Raw genomic sequence first — 15,450 nt, 5'->3', positions numbered from 1 at the left:
CGAGGCAACGTCAAGGCAACAACGCCGCATCGCACCATCCGGTTCCCCAGTTATTTCATCCACTTGCGGAAAGGATCGCGGGGGCGGCATGTGGGCGTTGCATGGCGGCGGCCCGCGCTTCATGGTCGTCGCACCTGCCTTGTCCCTGGGGTGTCCCTTGTCCCGTCGCCTGCCGCCGCTCGTCGCCCTTCGCGCCTTCGAGGCGGTCGCCCGTCTGGGCGGTACGCGCCGCGCGGGGGAGGATCTGAACGTCAGCCATACGGTGATCAGCCGCCACCTCGCGAACCTCGAATCCTGGGCCGGGGTGCGCCTCGTCGCGCGCGACGGGCGCGGCCTCGTGCTGACCCCGGAGGGGCGGCGCTATCACGAGCGGATCGCCCGCGCCCTCGACCTGATCGCCGAGGCGACGGAGGAACTGTCGCCGCGCGGCGGGGCGGGGGAGATGCGCATCTTCTGCGTGCCGGGGCTTGCCGTCCGCTGGCTGGCGCGCCGCCTGTCGGGGCTGGAGGCGGCCCTGCCCGGAGTCGACATCGCGCTCCAGCCCGCCGACCGCAGCCCCGATTTCCGTGCCGGCGAGGCGGACGCCGAAATCGCCTTCGATCCGGCGCCCGCCCCGGGCGTCGCCCAATGCGACCTGCTGGCGCCCCGCTTCTTTCCGGTGGCGAGCCCGCTTTTCGTCGAGCGCCGCGGTCCCTTCCGCGCGGCCGCCGACATCGCCGCCGCCCCCCTGATCCACGAGGACAGCCGCGAGCAATGGCGCCGCTGGCTGGCGCTGGCCGGGCTCGATGCCGTGCCACCGCTCCACGGTCCCCGTCTCTGGCACGCCGACGCGGCGATCGAGGCGGCCCTGCAGGGCCAGGGCATCGCGCTTGCCAACAGCCTGCTGGTCGGCGACGACATCGCCGCCGGCCGCCTGGTCGAAGTGCTCGACAGCGACATCCGCCTCGGCACCTACCGCCTGCGCGCCCCCGCCGCCCTCTGGGAAACCCGCGACCTCACCCGCCTGCGCCGCTGGCTGACGGTGGCGGTGGGGGCATCCCCGCTGGAAGAGAGGCAGGCATGAGGGGGCTGTCTCGCATCCTGTTCCGGGGCCGTGATGGAACGACCGCGAGGTCGACGGACGGACGGCCGAAGCGCGGGCTTTCGACGCTACCTCTTTGGCATCGGCGATGGAATCCGGTGGTGGGCGCGGCCGCAATCGCGGCCGGCACCATGATCGGCATGAGTCTCGGCATTCTCGTCGCGGTGCCCGTATCCTGGTTTCTGGAATCGTCCGCGGCGGGCGCGTTTCTGCTCGGCCTCGCCCTCCTTCTCGGTCTCCTGTCTGGTTTCAAGGTGGGAGAGGCCTACGGGCGGCGGCAGACGCGCATCACCCCCTATCGGCCCGGCCGGTCTTTCTACCCGTTTCGTTTCGGACCGGGGGGCTGGCTCAGGATCTCGGTTTTCTGTCTGGCTACGGTCACGGTGATCGGCGGGACATTGACTGTGATCGCCGGATATGGCGAGCCGGAGGTCATGGTGCCGCTCGGCGCGGGGGCAGTTCTCGCCATGGTCTGGGCTCTCTGCCTGCGCCGGCCTGTCGGCGACCTGCCGTCGGTCGATCACGAGGCGACCGACTTGCTGATCCGATACGGTCTCGTCGACCACGAGGAGGTGACGGCCGCCTGTGTTGGCTATCGACGAGTTTCAGTCGAAATGTTCACGGAAATCTGGATAGCCGCCATCGTCGGCGACGAGTTGATCCTCTGCGGTATCGCTGACAGTGGCGCGATCGCGATGCGCCGGAACTTTGGCGAGATCGCGGCACTCGGCCTTCATCAAGGTTGGGACGGTTCGGTCGCGGTCGTCGCCTTCCTGCACCCGAAAGGGCCGATCTGGCGGGCGGAACTCCGCCGCCATGAAGGCGAGGAGGTGCCGCCACTCCATTTCGCCCGTCTCCTGGTCGCCGAGGTTGACCGCTGGTGGTCGTCTCAGGCGACTTGCGGCCGGGAGGCGCCCCTGTTTGCCATGTCCTGTGGTGACGATGTGATGTCGAAGGGGGAGTCCAGTCCTTCTTAACGTTTTTCCGTGACTCTGAACCGAAGACGACCATTGGGAACGGGCAGATGACGGCAAGGGATATCACGGCGCCGGCGGCGGCGGAACGGCAGGCCGGGGTTCGGGTGCTGAACCATCTCGAGGTGCAGTTCGCCGCCGGTGGGGTCCGGCTGGTGCTCGGCTTCCTGCTGTTTCTCGCCGGCATGGGCTTTCTGGCCTGGCAGCGCTGGGAAGCGCTGGTGATCGGCTGGGCCAAGCTCGCGGCGGGGGTGCCGCCGACGCTCTGGGCCGGGCTCGCCCTGCTGCCCGTCGCCGTTCTCCTGCTGATGTTCCGGCACCGGGCCTATCGCCCCGGCCGCAGTTTCCGGGCCTGGCGCACCAGCGGCGAGCGGATCCGCCTGATCGCGGCCGTGGCGATCGGCCTCGGCCTGATCGGCGGCGTGGCGGCGGCGGGGGCCGGCCTGCTGCTCGACGATCGGCGCTATTTCATCGGGGCGGGGGCCGGACTCGCCGTCGTTCTCTTCACCTTTCTCTGGGCGCGGCGCCGGGTTGCCGACGCGGCGCCGGACCCGGTGGCGGTCGATCTCATGGCCGCGCGGGGGGTCCTGAAGGGCAGGGCGGTCACCGCCACCTTCGTCACCCGTGCCAAGATAGACGGCCGACACGGCGAGGCGGTGGTGGCCCTCGCCGACGACGGTTACGCGGTCGCCCTGGGAAACGGCCCGACGATGACCGGCACCTTTCACGGCTTCGATCAGATCGCGGCGCTGGGCATCGGCGAAAGCGGCCGGCGGCAGGGCGTGCGTGCCATGGTGGTCCGCTTTCACGACGGCGGCCGCCACGTCTTCCTGTTCGACCCCTGGCGCCTGAAGACCACCGCTCTGGTGGTCGCCGCCCGTGCCTTCCTCGGCGCTTTCGATCGCTGGCTCGAGGGGACGACCGACCGCCCCTGACGGTGCGGTGCAGCAGGGGGCTTGCACGGCCGGGAAAACGCACCATGTTCCGGGGACACCGGGGGCCAGTCGGCGCTCCGGCAATGGGGGCGTGATCGTGGGTCTGGATATCGTATTCGTCGTCGGCGGCTTGCTGCTGCTGTTCTTCGGGGGGGAGTTTCTCGTTCGGGGCAGTGTCGCCATCGCCGATCGTTTCGGCATTTCGAAGCTGATCGTCGGCATGGTGATCATCGGCTTCGGAACCTCGGCGCCGGAACTCCTGGTCTCGGTCCAGGCGGCGCTCGCCGGTTCGCCCGACATCGCCGTCGGCAATGTCGTCGGCTCCAACATCTCCAACATCCTGCTGATCGTCGCCGTCGCCGCGCTGGTCGCGCCCATCGCCAATGACGACAAGGCGATCCGCCGCGATGCCGGCGCCGTCGTGGTGTTCTCGATCGCCACCGTGCTGGTCTTCATGCTGGGCGAAATCGGGCGCGTGGTCGGCATCGCCATGGTCGCGCTGCTCTTCGCCTATCTCGGCACCACCTATGTGGTCGAGCGGCGGCGCCAGGTCTCGGCCTTCACCCATGAGGCGGACGAGGCCCGGGACATTCCGATGAAGGCGCCGCTGGCGGCGGTGATCACGCTCGCCGGCCTCGCCCTGCTCGTCGTCGGGGCCCGCCTCATGGTCGACGGCGCCACCGGCATCGCCCGGGCCTTCGGCATTTCGGAAGCCGTGATCGGCCTGACCGTGGTCGCCGTCGGCACCTCGCTGCCGGAACTGGCGACGGCGGTGGTCGCCGCCATGCGCAAGCATTCGGACGTGGTGCTGGCCAATGTCGCGGGCAGCAACATCTTCAACCTGCTCTGCATCCTCGGCATCACCGCCATCATCACGCCGGTGCCGGTGGCGCCGCGCTTCGCCACGATGGACGGCCCCCTGATGATCGTGGTGGCCATGGTGCTGCTCGGCCTATTGTTCGCCTTCAGGGTCATCGGGCGCGGCGTCGGTGCCGCGCTGCTGGCCGCCTATGGCGGCTATATCGCCCTGCAAGCCATCTGAGCACCAATGCAACCGGTGCCTTTAAGGCACCAGTTGGCATGATAAAGCTGATGGTCGCGAACCCTGGATGGCCGCACACTCGGCCCTCCATCCGTCCTGCACTTCGGGGTTCCGTCATGGCCAGCAATGCCGATCTCACCGCCCGCCGCGAGGCCGCCACGCCGCGCGGCGTTTCCGTCGCCTATCCGGTCTATGCCGAAAGGGCCGAGAATGCCGAGCTGTGGGACGTCGAGGGCAAACGCTTCGTCGATTTCGCCGGCGGCATCGCCGTGCTCAACGTCGGCCACCGCCATCCCAAGGTGATCGCGGCGGTCCGCGACCAGCTCGACAAGTTCACCCATACCTGTTTCCAGGTCGCCCCCTATGAAGGCTATGTCGAACTGGCGGAGCGTCTGAACGCGCTCGCCCCGTTCAAGGGCCCGGCCAAGACCGTGTTCTTCACCACGGGCGCCGAGGCGACCGAGAACGCGGTGAAGATCTCGCGTGCCCATACCGGGCGCAGTGCCGTCATCGCCTTCACCGGCGCATTCCACGGCCGCACCATGCTGAGCATGGCCATGACCGGCAAGACCCTGCCCTACAAGAAGAAGTTCGGCCCCATGCCGAACGAGATCTATCACGTGCCGTTCCCGGTGGCGGAACATGGCGTCACGGTCCAGGATTCGCTGCGCGCCATCGAATTCCTGTTCCGCGCCGACGTCGAGCCGAGCCGCGTCGCCTGCATCATCATCGAGCCGGTGCAGGGCGAGGGTGGGTTCTACGCGGCGCCGACGGAACTCCTCGTCGCCCTGCGCAAGCTGTGCGACGAGCACGGCATCGTCCTCGTCGCCGACGAGGTGCAGACCGGCTTCGCCCGCACCGGCCGGATCTTCGGCATCGAGCATTCGGGCGTCGAGCCGGACCTGGTCACGGTCGCCAAATCGCTGGGCGGGGGCTTTCCCATCTCCGGCGTGATCGGACGGGCCGAGATCATGGACGCGGCCGATCCGGGCGGCATCGGCGGCACCTATGCCGGCTCCCCGGTCTCCTGCGCGGCGGCGCTCGCCGTTCTCGACGTGATCGCCGAGGAAAAGCTGCTCGACCGCGCCAATGCGATCGGCGAACGCATCAAGGCCCGCGTGGCGAAGGTCGCGACCCGCAACGACGTGGTCCCCGTGACCGCGATCCGCGGCCCCGGCGCCATGATCGGCTTCGACATCGTGAAGAGCCGCGGCGGCTATGAGCCGGACGCCGAGGCGACCAAGCGGGTCACCGCCGCCGCCATCGACATGGGGCTGATCCTTCTGTCCTGCGGCGTCTTCGGCAATGTGATCCGCGTCCTCGTACCGCTCACCGTCTCCGACGAGGTGCTGGACGAGGGGCTGGGCAAGCTCGAAGCCGCGCTGGCCGCCGCCCATCAGGCCTGACCGCAGGCGCCGGAAGCGGTCTCAGGCTGCTTCCGGCGCGCCTTCGAGGATCGGCAGGCTGCCTTCGATGGCGATCCAGATGCCGCGCTCGACATAGAAATTGCCGTTTACCTGGGTCCGATAGGCGACCATGTTGCGCCAGGCGTGATAGAGCCCGGCGTCGACCGGGCTCGGCTCGGTCCAGAAACTGTCGAGACCGCCCTGATGGCACAGGCCCGCGATGTTGAAGATCGCATTGCCGAGGGCGATCAGCGGCACGGAGCGGTGCAGGGCGGAAATGCCGGCGGTCGAATTCACCGTCACCGCCGCCCGGCAGCCGCCCAGCAGGGCGAAGAGATTGCCGCCGTCAATCAGCATGACCCGCCCGTCGAGGCCGGTCTCGGCCGCGAGCGCGGCGAGATCGCCGCCATGGTCGTCACGGCCATTGTCCAGCGGATGGGCCTTCACCACCAGATGCGCGTCGGCCGGCGCATGGTCGGCGAAGGAGCGCATGACCGCCGCCATGTAGTCGCGCATCGACTTGTAGGGCGAATGGTTGACGATCTGCTTGTCGACGTTCAACTGCAGCAGCAGCAGGAAATAGGGCCGGCCGGAGGCCAGCAGTTCCTCTTCCTGGGCCAGTGCCCGCGTCTTGCGCGCCTCGCGTCCCAGCAGGCGCCTGAACCACAGCCGTGCCTCCCGGCTCGGCATGTCGGGCCGGTGGTGGACATAGTGCCGGAACAGCGGCGTCAGCAGGAACATGGCGAAATAGGAGATCATCGCCCTGAGCCCCATGCGGAAGGTGCTCTGCCCGACGGGCACGCCGAAGCGCGGCGGCAGATTGCCCTCGGGCACGGCGGCGATCACGGCGGGATCGCGCGGCAGGTTCGAGCGGGCGTTGACCCCGTCCGCCTCGAGGGTGATCCAGTCGGGACGGATATAGCCCTCCTCGAAGACATGGACGCGGATCGACGGGCGCCAGGCGCGCAGGGCCTCGACCGCCGCCACATGCAGCGGCCGGCAATCGCCGATCAGCACGATGTCGGTCACTTCGTTGCGCGCGGCGAGGTCGGTCACGAAACCCGGCCAGTCGTCCGCCGTGCCGCGATAATTGACCACGCCCCGGCACGGCCAGTCGTAGAGATCGCCGCCGTTGAAATTGACCCGCAGCACCCGGTGGCCGCGCCCGCGCAGGCGCCGGCCCAGGCGCCGGAAGAACGGGCCGAGGGGGCCTTGCAGGAACAGGAAGCTGCGGGGCGTCGCCGGCAGGTCGGGGGGAGCGGGAGAGACCATGGCGGATGGTTACATGACAATGCGGCGCCGGCATGTGATGCCGGTCAATTCCGTGCTGTTCCGACCAACGACGACGTCGACCAATTCCCCGTTCCCCCACTCCGGCCCAGCCCGATACGGGGAGGCGAGAGGTGGTGTCCCCGACTGGATTCGAACCAGTGGCCCCAGGATTAGGAATCCTGTGCTCTATCCTGCTGAGCTACGGGGACACTGGCAGGTTTGTAGCGGCGCGGCGGGCCCGGCGTCAATCGCGCTGGCGCCGTCGCGGTCTCAAAGCCCGAAGGCGTTGCCCGGCAGAACCTCGCCGAACTGGCCGAGGCGGCCGCTGTTGCAGCGGTCCGAGGCGTGATAGGGGCAGGAGGCGTAATAGAAGGCGAGCTTCCTGTCGACGTCCTGGACGTGGAAGCAATCCTTGGCGCCGAAGTCGATCTTCTCCCCGAACTTGAGGCACATCAGGCCGTTTTCCAGGGTCCAGTGCCCGTCCTCGGTCACCACGCGTTCCTTCATCTCGCCGCGCTTGTCGAGCGCCTTGTAGCGGACGCGGGCGATCACCTTGCCGTCGGCCCGGACATAGGCCTGCCATTCGACGTCGAAACGCCCCTCGGCGCCGTCGCGGCTGCCCATCATGCCGGACAGCGTATTGCCGATCAGCCGGTTTGTGAGGTCGGCGGCGCCGAGGTCGGTGCCGCGCGCGGCCCTGGGCACGCCGTTGCCGAGCACGCCGCCGTCGCCCGCCAGCTCGCCGGCGGCGGCGTTCGGATCGTCGGCGCCGGCGGCGGTACCCCGGCCCTGGCCCGTGGTGACCGCGCCGCTGCCGTTGCCGGGCACCAGCAGCGCCGTGGTCGGCGTGGGCGCGGACGGTCGTGGTGGCGCCGGCGGTGTCGGCGGCGTCGGTTCGGCCCGGGCGACGGCCGGCGGCGTCGGCTTGGTCGCCGGCACCGGCGGCTTGAGCGCGACCGGCAGAGGCACGTCGGAGGGTGGCTCCGGCTCCGGTTCGGCGGCGACCATGGGCTCTTCCGGCACCGGCTCCTCGGGGGCCGGTACTTCGGTCACCGGCTCTTCGGGGATCGGCCGGGTTTCCTCGGCCGGCGTCTCGGTCACCGGCTCGGCCATGGACAGCGCGCTCGGCGGGGGCGGCTGCGGGGCTTCTTCCGCATCCTCGGCGACATCCTCGGACAGGGGGGCGGCTTCGGCCGCGGCGTCCTCGCCGTCGCCCTTGGTGCCGTCGCCCGGCACGTCGTAGACGATGTCGACGGCCAATCCGCCGGCGCCGTCCTCGAGCGCGTCGGGCAGGCGCAGAAGGAGGAGGAGCAGGACCAGAACATGCAGCAGCGCCGATGCCAGGACGGCGCGCCGGTCCGTGCTGCGTGTGCGAGACGCAGGTGCGGTAACTTCTGGTGTTGCATTCAAGGCAAACATGAGGGCATGATGCGCGGCAATTGCGGAAACGCAACCGTCGGAATCACTCGCATTCCAGGATCGTCGGGATCGGGAGCGGGTGGTCGAGAGGGGCGGAACGAGCTTTGGCGTACCCAGAACAACAAGCGGGCGCCAGGGAAGCCGGGGTCAAAAGAACCAATAACACCCCGGATGATGGTCGGTCGCACGCTGGGGAGGGTGCGGAAGGCCATCTGGGACCGAAAAGGGAAGGACCCAGGAATGGGCGGTCCGACGCAGACGGCGTCGGGCCGCTCTTTTTTTGATGTTCCGTGTTTCAGGCCGCGGCCAGATCGCCCGCATGCTCTTCCGACCCCATCAGGCCGGAGGCCAGATAGCGGGTGGGCGTGCCCACCTTCAAGCGGCGGCGCACCTCGTCCGTCGGCAGGGGCAGCAGGGCTTCCCAGTCGGCGGCCGGCAGGAAGGCGGCCTTGCGGCCGATGCGCCACGCCTGCCAGGCCATGCGCATGACCGGCTGTTCCGGCATCTCCTGGCGGAACTTGAACAGCCCGCCCAGAATGACCAGCAGAACGCCCGGATTGCCCGAGACGCCATGGGTGAAGGACAGAACGCAGACCTCGCCCATGCCGTCGCGCCCGTATTGGCCGATGATGTGGTAGAGATCGTGGGCATCGCGCATGCGCTCCCCCAGGCGGCGCTGCAGGGGATCGTTCCTGATCCGCTCGCCGTGGCCTTCCTCGCTCGCCGTGACGAGGCCGTCGGCGGTCAATTGCTCGCGCTCGACGAAGGCGAGGTACTCGCGGCCGAAACTGCCCTCGGGTAGCGACGCGAGATAGGCTCGGTCCGACAGCACGTCGCACAGGCTGCGCTCGCGTTCCAGGATCTCCCGGGTGCCCGGCATGGCGATGGCGCGGCGATAGAGCTTGGTGAAGGCGGGACCGCCCAGGGCATCGATGATGCGGAACACCTGCGCCGTGTCTTCCTTGTCGCGCAGCAGGGCGCGGAGCGCGCGGAAGGCCTCCAGCGGGCGATAGGGTCGACGTTCGTCGATCGGCGTGGTGCTGTCCATCGGTACGATTCCTCGGTATTTTTGTAGGCATGTTAGTGGTTGCTTACACAATTGTCAATTGCGTAGAGTGATCGCACCCGGGGATTCGCCCGGGGATTCGCCTGAGACGGCGGGCGACCCCGAGACGGCGGGCGATAGGGAAAGAGGTTCTGAATGTCGGAAACGGTGGGCCGGGTGCTCGAAGCGGAACGCGACGGCGACCAGCGGTCCGGCCGCAAGCGGATCCGCCGCACGTCGGAAGAGGCGCGGCGCCAGATCCTCGACGCGGCCGAGGCGCGCCTGACCAGCCTGGGGCCCGAGGGCCTGCGCCTGCAGGACATCGGCCGCGACGTCGGCATGTCCCATTCCGCCATCCTGCATCACTTCGAGAACCGCGAGGGCCTGGTGAAGGCGCTCGCCTCGCGCGCCGCCGAGCAGTTGAAGGCGGAGGTTCTGGCGGCGCTGTCGACGCCGGACGGCTCCGCCCCCGAGGCGGGCCAGGTGATCGAGAAGGTCTTCGAGATCCTGTCGGAGCGCGGCTATGCGCGGCTCGCCGCATGGTTGACCCTGGAGCCCCGGCGCGAGAACCGCCGCCATTCGCGCCAGATGATCGCGGAACTGACCCGGGTGATCCACGAACTGCGTGTCCAGCACCACGGTGACGCCGACCGCGATCCGCCGCTGGAAGAGGACACGGCCAATGTCGTCCTCCTGGTCGCGACGGTCGCTTACGGCGACGGCATCATGGGCAAGGCGCTGCGCATGGCCGCCGGGCGCGACGACACGCCGGCCGCCCGCGCCCGCTTCCGCGCCTGGTTCGGCCGCCTGATCCAGGGCCACATGGACGATTGCTTCGATCAGGCATCCGCGCGGGACGCCAGCAAGCCGTGAAAGCCGAGGGCCTGGAAGAAGGGCCTGACATCCTCGAAACCCGCTGACGCCGCCAGGCCGCGCACCCGCTCCGGCGTCACCGGCTGCCACACCCGGCGGCGCCAGTCCGCCGCCCGCGCCACCACCTCGGCCTCGACGCCGCGATCGAGCAGCCAGCGGTCGTAGCAGCCGTCCGGCAGGTCGAAGGCGGCGAAATCGGTCAGCAGCAGGGGGGCGCGCGGCGCCAGGCGCGCGGCCAGCGCCGCCATGAACCCGGCCTTGGCGCCGTCGTCGGGAATGAAGTGGAGGACGAGGGCGGAAACGGCCGCGTCATGGGGCTCCGGCGGGGCCTCGTCCAGCATCGCTTCGACGAAGGTCACGCGGTGGTCCAGGCCGGCGGCGGCGATCTTCCCGCGCGCGCTGGCCATCATCGCGGGCGAGGGCTCGACGGCGGTGAAACGCCAGCCCGGCCCGGCGGCGGCCAGTGCCAGCAATTCGGTGCCCGTGCCGCTGCCCGCCAGCAGCACGCGCGCATCCTCGGGAAAGCGGCAGCGCGCGAGGGCCGTCACCAGCTCCAGGGCGAGGGTGTAACCCGGCGCCATGCGCGCGATGCGCCCATCGTAATCTTCGGCCGCGGCATCCGAAAAGGCGGTCATGGTCTTCCTCCCGTCCTGCGTCGAACGGGTTTGGCCGCACCGGCGTGGCGGGTCAAGTCGACAAAGGACCAAGAGGAAGGCGGGAGCCCGAAATGGCATGCGCCCTAAGTGGAATGTGCCCCAAATGGAATGTGCCCCAAATGGAACGGGGCGACCCCCTGGATCGCCCCGTTTTTCACCATTCGCGCCTGTGTGACTGTGATCTGTCGCGTTGCCCTGTAGCGGGCTGATGCTCAGACAAGTCCGACGACCAGCGCCATCAGAAAGGTGAAGACGACACCGGTGAGGAAGTGGTTTGCAGTCATCCGCTCCCGTTCCTTTCTCTTCGGTGAGGTGGGAAAATGGTCTCGTAGAAACGCCGTCTTGAAAAGCCGAAATCGTCGCTGCGCCGCAACCAGGGGCGACTCTTACCAAGGCAGGGGTTTTCCGTCCAGATTCAGAAACTTGCCGCTGTCCTTTGAAGTCACGTCGGCAATTGTGCGGCGCATCGCGGCGATACTTTGTTCGATCGACAAGGGCGCCTGGGCGCCGCCCATGTCCGTCCGCACCCATCCGGGGCTGAGCGCGACGACGGTGATGCCGCGCAAGGCGAGGTCCCGGGCGAGGGAGCGCACGACCATGTTCACCCCCGCCTTGGACGAGCGATAGGCATAGGTGCCGCCGCTGCGGTTGTCGTCGATGGAGGCGAGACCGCTGGAGATGGTGACGGCGATGCCGCGCCCCCGTGCCAGGGGATCGGCCAGGGCTTCGGTCACGTAATAGGGCACCATGGTGTTCAGGCGGAAGGTCTCGATCCAGGCATCGGCGTCGATCGCGCCGAACTCCTGATCGTGGGGGCCCCAGGTGCCGGCATTGTTGATGACGACGTCCAGGCGTTCCTCGGCGAAGCGCGTGCGCAGTGTGGCGATCGCCTTGCGGTCGGTCAGTTCGACGGCATGGGCGGTGACGCCCGGCATGCGCTCCAGATCGCCGGGATCGCGGGTGACGGCATGGACCTGCCAGCCGTCGGCGGCGAAGCTCTCGACGAAGCCGCGCCCGAGGCCCCGGCTGGCGCCGGTGATCAGCACATGTCCGGTCATGCTTTCCTCCCTGTCTGGCGCCAGAGGCTGGGATCAGTCCTCCGGCGGGCCGAAGCCGCCGCCGCCCGGCGTCTCGATCGTGATCACGTCGCCGGGGCCGACCTCGACCTCGACGCAGGCGGGCAATATTTCCTCTGTGCCGTCGGCCCGCGTCAGGCGGTTGATGCCGCAGGCGCCGGGTGCGCCACCGTCGAGGCCGAAGGGCGGCACCCGCCGCCTGTCGGACAGGATGGCCGAAGTCATCGCCTCGCGGAAGCGGACGGCGCGGACCACGCCGTCGCCGCCGTGATGGCGCCCGGCCCCGCCGGAGCCGCGCCTGATGCCGAAATGCTCCACCAGCACGGGGAAGCGCCATTCCAGCACCTCGACGTCGGTCAGGCGGGAATTGGTCATATGGGTGTGGACGGCGTCGCAGCCGTCGAAATCGGGCCCCGCGCCGGCGCCACCGCAGATCGTCTCGTAATATTGGTGGCGGTCGTTGCCGAAGGTGAAATTATTCATCGTGCCCTGGGCCGCCGCCATGGCGCCCAGGGCGCCATAGAGCGCGTCGCAGATCGCCTGGCTGGTCTCGACATTGCCGGCGACCACGGCCGCCGGATAATGCGGGCGCAGCATGGAACCTTCGGCGGCCACGATGTCGATCGGCTCCAGACAGCCCTGGTTCAGGGGAATGTCGTCGTCGACCAGGGTGCGGAAGACATAGATCACGGCCGCCTTCACCACCGCGAAGGGGGCGTTGAAATTGCTGGGCAACTGGTCGGACGTGCCGGTGAAATCGACCGTGGCGCGGCGCGCGGCGCGATCGACCCTTATGGCGACGGCGATATGCGCGCCATTGTCCATCCCGACCACGAAGGCGCCGTCGTGCAGCCGGTCGATCACCCGGCGCACCGCTTCCGCCGCATTGTCCTGGACGTGGCGCATATAGGCGTGGACCGTGTCCAGGCCGTATTGGTCGACCATGGCCAGCAATTCCTGGGCGCCCTTCTCGCAGGCCGCGACCTGGGCCTTCAGGTCGCCCAGGTTCTGGACGATGTTGCGGGACGGATAGGGGCCCGAGGTCAGCAGCGCCGTCACCTCGTCCTCGAGGAAACGCCCGCCCGCCATCAGGGGGACATTGTCGATCAGCACGCCTTCCTCGGTCACGCTGGTCGAATGGGGCGGCATGGAACCCGGGGTGATGCCGCCGATGTCGGCCTGATGGCCGCGCGCCGCGACATAGAAGATCACATGGCGTCCCGCCCGGTCGAACACCGGCGCGATCACCGTGACGTCCGGCAGATGGGTGCCGCCGTTATAGGGCGCGTTCAGCATATAGGCGTCGCCCGGCCGCATATGATCGCCATGGCCGCGGATCACGGTCTCGACCGATTCCGACATGGAGCCCAGGTGCACGGGCATGTGCGGCGCATTGGCGACCAGCCCGCCCCTGGCGTCGAAGATCGCGCAGGAGAAATCGAGCCGTTCCTTGATGTTCACCGAATGGGCGGTCTTCTCCAGCGTCAGGCCCATCTGTTCGGCGATCGACATGAAGAGATTGTTGAAGACCTCCAGCATCACCGGGTCGCGCTCGGTGCCGACGGCGGCGCGCATGTCCGTTCCCCCGCCTTCGAGGAAGAGGACGCCGGTCGCGCCCATGCGGGCATGCCAGCCCGGTTCGACCACGATCGTGGAATGATCCTCGATCACGATGGCGGGGCCGGGGACGGTGTCGCCGGTCATCAGCGCGGCCCGCTCGACCACCGAAGCCTCGCGCCATTCGCCCTTGGAGAAGAAGCGCGTGGTCTCGGCAATGGGAACCGTCTCGCCCTCGGGGCGGGCGGGGCGTTCCGCGTCCTCGATCGTGGCGCCGCCGCCCGACGCCTCGATCGCCAGCGCCTCGATCACCAGGCGCCGTCCCTCGTCGATGAAGCCGAAGCGGGCACGGTGCGCGGCCTCGAAATCGGCGCGCAGCGTCGGGATCTGGCCGAAATCGACGATCAGCGCGGTGTCCGTTCCCTCGTAACGCAGGAGGACACGGCGGCTGATGGTGATCGCCTCGCGCGGGACGCCCTGGCGCAGCACCTCGCCCAGGACCTCGCGGCCGAGTTCGGTCAGGCGGCGGTAGACGGCGTCGTGGGCGGGATCGTCCAGCAGGCGTTCGACCGCTTCCTCGCGCGTCGCGGCGATGTCCGCCAGGCCCATGCCATAGGCCGACAGCAGCCCGGCCAGGGGATGCAGCATGACCCGGCGCATGCCGAGCGATTCAGCCACCAGGCAGGCATGCTGGCCGCCGGCGCCGCCGAAACATTGCAGCGTATAGGCCGTGACGTCATGACCGCGCTGGACCGAGATCTTCTTGATCGCATTGGCCATGTTCTCGACCGCGATGGCGACGAAGCCGTCCGCCAGATCCTCGGGCGATTTGGCGCTGCCGCTTTCGGCGACCTGGGCGGCCAGGGTCTCGAAGGCGGCGCGGACGGCGTCGGCGTCGAGCGGCTGATCGGCGTGCGCGCCGAAGACGGCGGGAAAGCGCGCGGGGATCAGCTTGCCCAGAAGGACGTTGGCGTCGGTCACGGTCAGGGGCCCGCCCCTGCGATAGGCGGCGGGGCCGGGATTGGCGCCCGCGCTGTCCGGCCCGACCCGAAGCCTCGAGCCGTCGAAGGCGAGGATCGAGCCGCCGCCCGCCGCGACCGTATGGATCGCCATCATCGGGGCCCGGATGCGGACACCGGCCACCAGGGTCTCGAAGGCGCGTTCGTAACCGCCGGCGAAATGGCAGACGTCGGTCGAGGTGCCGCCCATGTCGAAGCCGATGATGCGGTGCTCGTCGACCTGCGCCGCCGTCCGCGCGGCGCCGACGACGCCGCCGGCGGGGCCGGACAGGATCGCGTCCTTGCCTTGGAACAGGCGGGCATCGGTCAGGCCACCGGACGATTGCATGAACATCAGCCGACTGTCGCCCAGCGCCGCCGCGACAAGATCGACATAGCGCCGCAGGATGGGCGAGAGATAGGCATCGACGACCGTGGTGTCGCCCCGGCCGATCAGCTTCATCAGGGGGCTGGTGCCATGGCCGGTGGAAATCTGGGTGAAGCCGATCTCGCGCGCCAGCTCGGCGAGGCGGGCCTCGTGATCGGGAAAGCGATAGCCGTGCAGGAGGACCACGGCGACGGCGCGGATCCCGTCGGCGAAGGCTTCGGCGAGGGCGGTGCGGGCGCTCGTCTCATCCAGCGGAGTCAGGATCTCGCCCGTGGCGCTGACCCGCTCGTCCACTTCCGCCACGCGCTCGTGCAGCAGTTCGGGCAATTCGATATCGAGGGCGAAGATGCGCGGCCGGTTCTGATAGGCGATGCGCAGCGCATCGGCGAAGCCGCGCGTGACGAGGAGGAGGACGCGTTCGCCCTTCCGCTCCAGAAGCGCGTTGGTGGCGACGGTGGTGCCCATCTTCACGGCGCCGATCGGGGCGTCCGGCTGGCTGGCGCGCAGGCGGCGCACGCCCTCGACCGCGGCATCCTCGTATTGCTCGGGATTTTCCGACAGGAGTTTGGCGGTCACCACCTTGCCGTCGGGCCGGCGGGCCACGATGTCGGTGAAGGTGCCGCCACGGTCGATCCAGAAATCCCAGGTGCTCATATGTCCTCTTGCGCCGGAATGTCTTCTTGTGTTCTGGCGTCCGGATTCAACACCATGCGGGCGTGATGCGAGTC

General features: G+C 68.9%; 12 protein-coding genes and 1 tRNA gene. 6 read left to right on the top strand and 7 right to left on the bottom strand.

What is annotated here, in order from left to right:
* Window positions 1–157 precede the first annotated feature (157 nt).
* From L2U69_RS12270 to gabT, 5 genes are all read left to right on the top strand, one after another.
* Window positions 158–1,063, top strand: a complete 906-nt coding sequence (locus L2U69_RS12270; protein WP_236107280.1) for a LysR substrate-binding domain-containing protein — start codon at window positions 158–160, stop codon at window positions 1,061–1,063.
* Window positions 1,064–1,182: 119 nt separating this feature from the next.
* Entirely contained in the window at window positions 1,183–2,058 is an 876-nt protein-coding gene (locus L2U69_RS12265; RefSeq protein ID WP_236107279.1) for a hypothetical protein, read from the top strand.
* 47 nt (window positions 2,059–2,105) lie between these two features.
* Window positions 2,106–2,990, top strand: a complete 885-nt coding sequence (locus tag L2U69_RS12260; RefSeq protein ID WP_236107277.1) for a hypothetical protein — start codon at window positions 2,106–2,108, stop codon at window positions 2,988–2,990.
* Window positions 2,991–3,087: 97 nt separating this feature from the next.
* Window positions 3,088–4,032, top strand: coding sequence for a calcium/sodium antiporter (locus L2U69_RS12255; RefSeq protein WP_236107274.1), 945 nt, complete (start codon window positions 3,088–3,090; stop codon window positions 4,030–4,032).
* Between the two features lie 116 nt (window positions 4,033–4,148).
* Complete coding sequence (gene gabT, locus L2U69_RS12250) at window positions 4,149–5,438, top strand: 4-aminobutyrate--2-oxoglutarate transaminase (RefSeq protein ID WP_236107272.1); 1,290 nt, start codon at window positions 4,149–4,151, stop codon at window positions 5,436–5,438.
* A gap of 21 nt (window positions 5,439–5,459) precedes the next feature.
* Here gabT and L2U69_RS12245 read toward each other — a convergent pair whose 3' ends face one another.
* The 4 genes from L2U69_RS12245 to L2U69_RS12230 all read right to left on the bottom strand — a co-directional run bounded on the left by L2U69_RS12245 (window position 5,460) and on the right by L2U69_RS12230 (window position 9,177).
* Window positions 5,460–6,710: a capsule biosynthesis protein gene (locus L2U69_RS12245; protein ID WP_236107271.1), complete on the bottom strand. Its 1,251-nt coding sequence runs from the start codon at window positions 6,708–6,710 to the stop codon at window positions 5,460–5,462.
* 132 nt (window positions 6,711–6,842) lie between these two features.
* Window positions 6,843–6,919: transfer RNA gene (locus L2U69_RS12240), tRNA-Arg, on the bottom strand.
* A 61-nt stretch (window positions 6,920–6,980) separates the two neighbouring features.
* Window positions 6,981–8,129 (bottom strand): hypothetical protein, encoded by a 1,149-nt coding sequence (locus L2U69_RS12235; protein ID WP_236107269.1) that lies wholly within the window; start codon window positions 8,127–8,129, stop codon window positions 6,981–6,983.
* A 295-nt stretch (window positions 8,130–8,424) separates the two neighbouring features.
* Window positions 8,425–9,177 carry a Coq4 family protein gene (locus tag L2U69_RS12230; protein ID WP_236107268.1) on the bottom strand — a complete coding sequence of 251 codons (753 nt, stop codon included), beginning with the start codon at window positions 9,175–9,177 and terminating at the stop codon, window positions 8,425–8,427.
* Between the two features lie 153 nt (window positions 9,178–9,330).
* Between L2U69_RS12230 and L2U69_RS12225 the strand changes: the two genes are divergently transcribed.
* Entirely contained in the window at window positions 9,331–10,047 is a 717-nt protein-coding gene (locus L2U69_RS12225) for a TetR/AcrR family transcriptional regulator (RefSeq protein WP_236107266.1), read from the top strand.
* On the opposite strand, the gene L2U69_RS12220 is transcribed toward L2U69_RS12225, so the two are convergent.
* From L2U69_RS12220 to L2U69_RS12210, 3 genes are all read right to left on the bottom strand, one after another.
* Window positions 10,014–10,682 carry a class I SAM-dependent methyltransferase gene (locus tag L2U69_RS12220; RefSeq protein WP_236107264.1) on the bottom strand — a complete coding sequence of 223 codons (669 nt, stop codon included), beginning with the start codon at window positions 10,680–10,682 and terminating at the stop codon, window positions 10,014–10,016. The two genes, L2U69_RS12225 and L2U69_RS12220, sit on opposite strands and share 34 nt — an antisense overlap.
* A 407-nt stretch (window positions 10,683–11,089) precedes the next feature.
* Complete coding sequence (locus tag L2U69_RS12215; protein ID WP_236107263.1) at window positions 11,090–11,761, bottom strand: SDR family oxidoreductase; 672 nt, start codon at window positions 11,759–11,761, stop codon at window positions 11,090–11,092.
* A 33-nt stretch (window positions 11,762–11,794) separates the two neighbouring features.
* Window positions 11,795–15,376 carry a hydantoinase B/oxoprolinase family protein gene (locus L2U69_RS12210; RefSeq protein WP_236107261.1) on the bottom strand — a complete coding sequence of 1,194 codons (3,582 nt, stop codon included), beginning with the start codon at window positions 15,374–15,376 and terminating at the stop codon, window positions 11,795–11,797.
* Window positions 15,377–15,450 lie beyond the last annotated feature (74 nt).

Origin of the sequence: Zavarzinia marina (genome assembly GCF_021568905.1) — a bacterium.
Classification (GTDB): Bacteria; Pseudomonadota; Alphaproteobacteria; order Zavarziniales; family Zavarziniaceae; genus Zavarzinia; species Zavarzinia marina.
This window is presented reverse-complemented; position numbering and strand designations above follow the sequence as displayed.

Bases quoted from the DNA above. Each gene is read 5' to 3' on its own strand.
- L2U69_RS12220 (WP_236107264.1), bottom strand. From the start codon at position 10,682: ATGACCGCCTTTTCGGATGCCGCGGCCGAAGATTACGATGGGCGCATC.
- L2U69_RS12210 (WP_236107261.1), bottom strand. From the start codon at position 15,376: ATGAGCACCTGGGATTTCTGGATCGACCGTGGCGGCACCTTCACCGAC.
- L2U69_RS12215 (WP_236107263.1), bottom strand. From the start codon at position 11,761: ATGACCGGACATGTGCTGATCACCGGCGCCAGCCGGGGCCTCGGGCGC.
- L2U69_RS12245 (WP_236107271.1), bottom strand. From the start codon at position 6,710: ATGGTCTCTCCCGCTCCCCCCGACCTGCCGGCGACGCCCCGCAGCTTC.
- L2U69_RS12260 (WP_236107277.1), top strand. From the start codon at position 2,106: ATGACGGCAAGGGATATCACGGCGCCGGCGGCGGCGGAACGGCAGGCC.
- L2U69_RS12230 (WP_236107268.1), bottom strand. From the start codon at position 9,177: ATGGACAGCACCACGCCGATCGACGAACGTCGACCCTATCGCCCGCTG.
- L2U69_RS12225 (WP_236107266.1), top strand. From the start codon at position 9,331: ATGTCGGAAACGGTGGGCCGGGTGCTCGAAGCGGAACGCGACGGCGAC.
- gabT (WP_236107272.1), top strand. From the start codon at position 4,149: ATGGCCAGCAATGCCGATCTCACCGCCCGCCGCGAGGCCGCCACGCCG.
- L2U69_RS12235 (WP_236107269.1), bottom strand. From the start codon at position 8,129: ATGTTTGCCTTGAATGCAACACCAGAAGTTACCGCACCTGCGTCTCGC.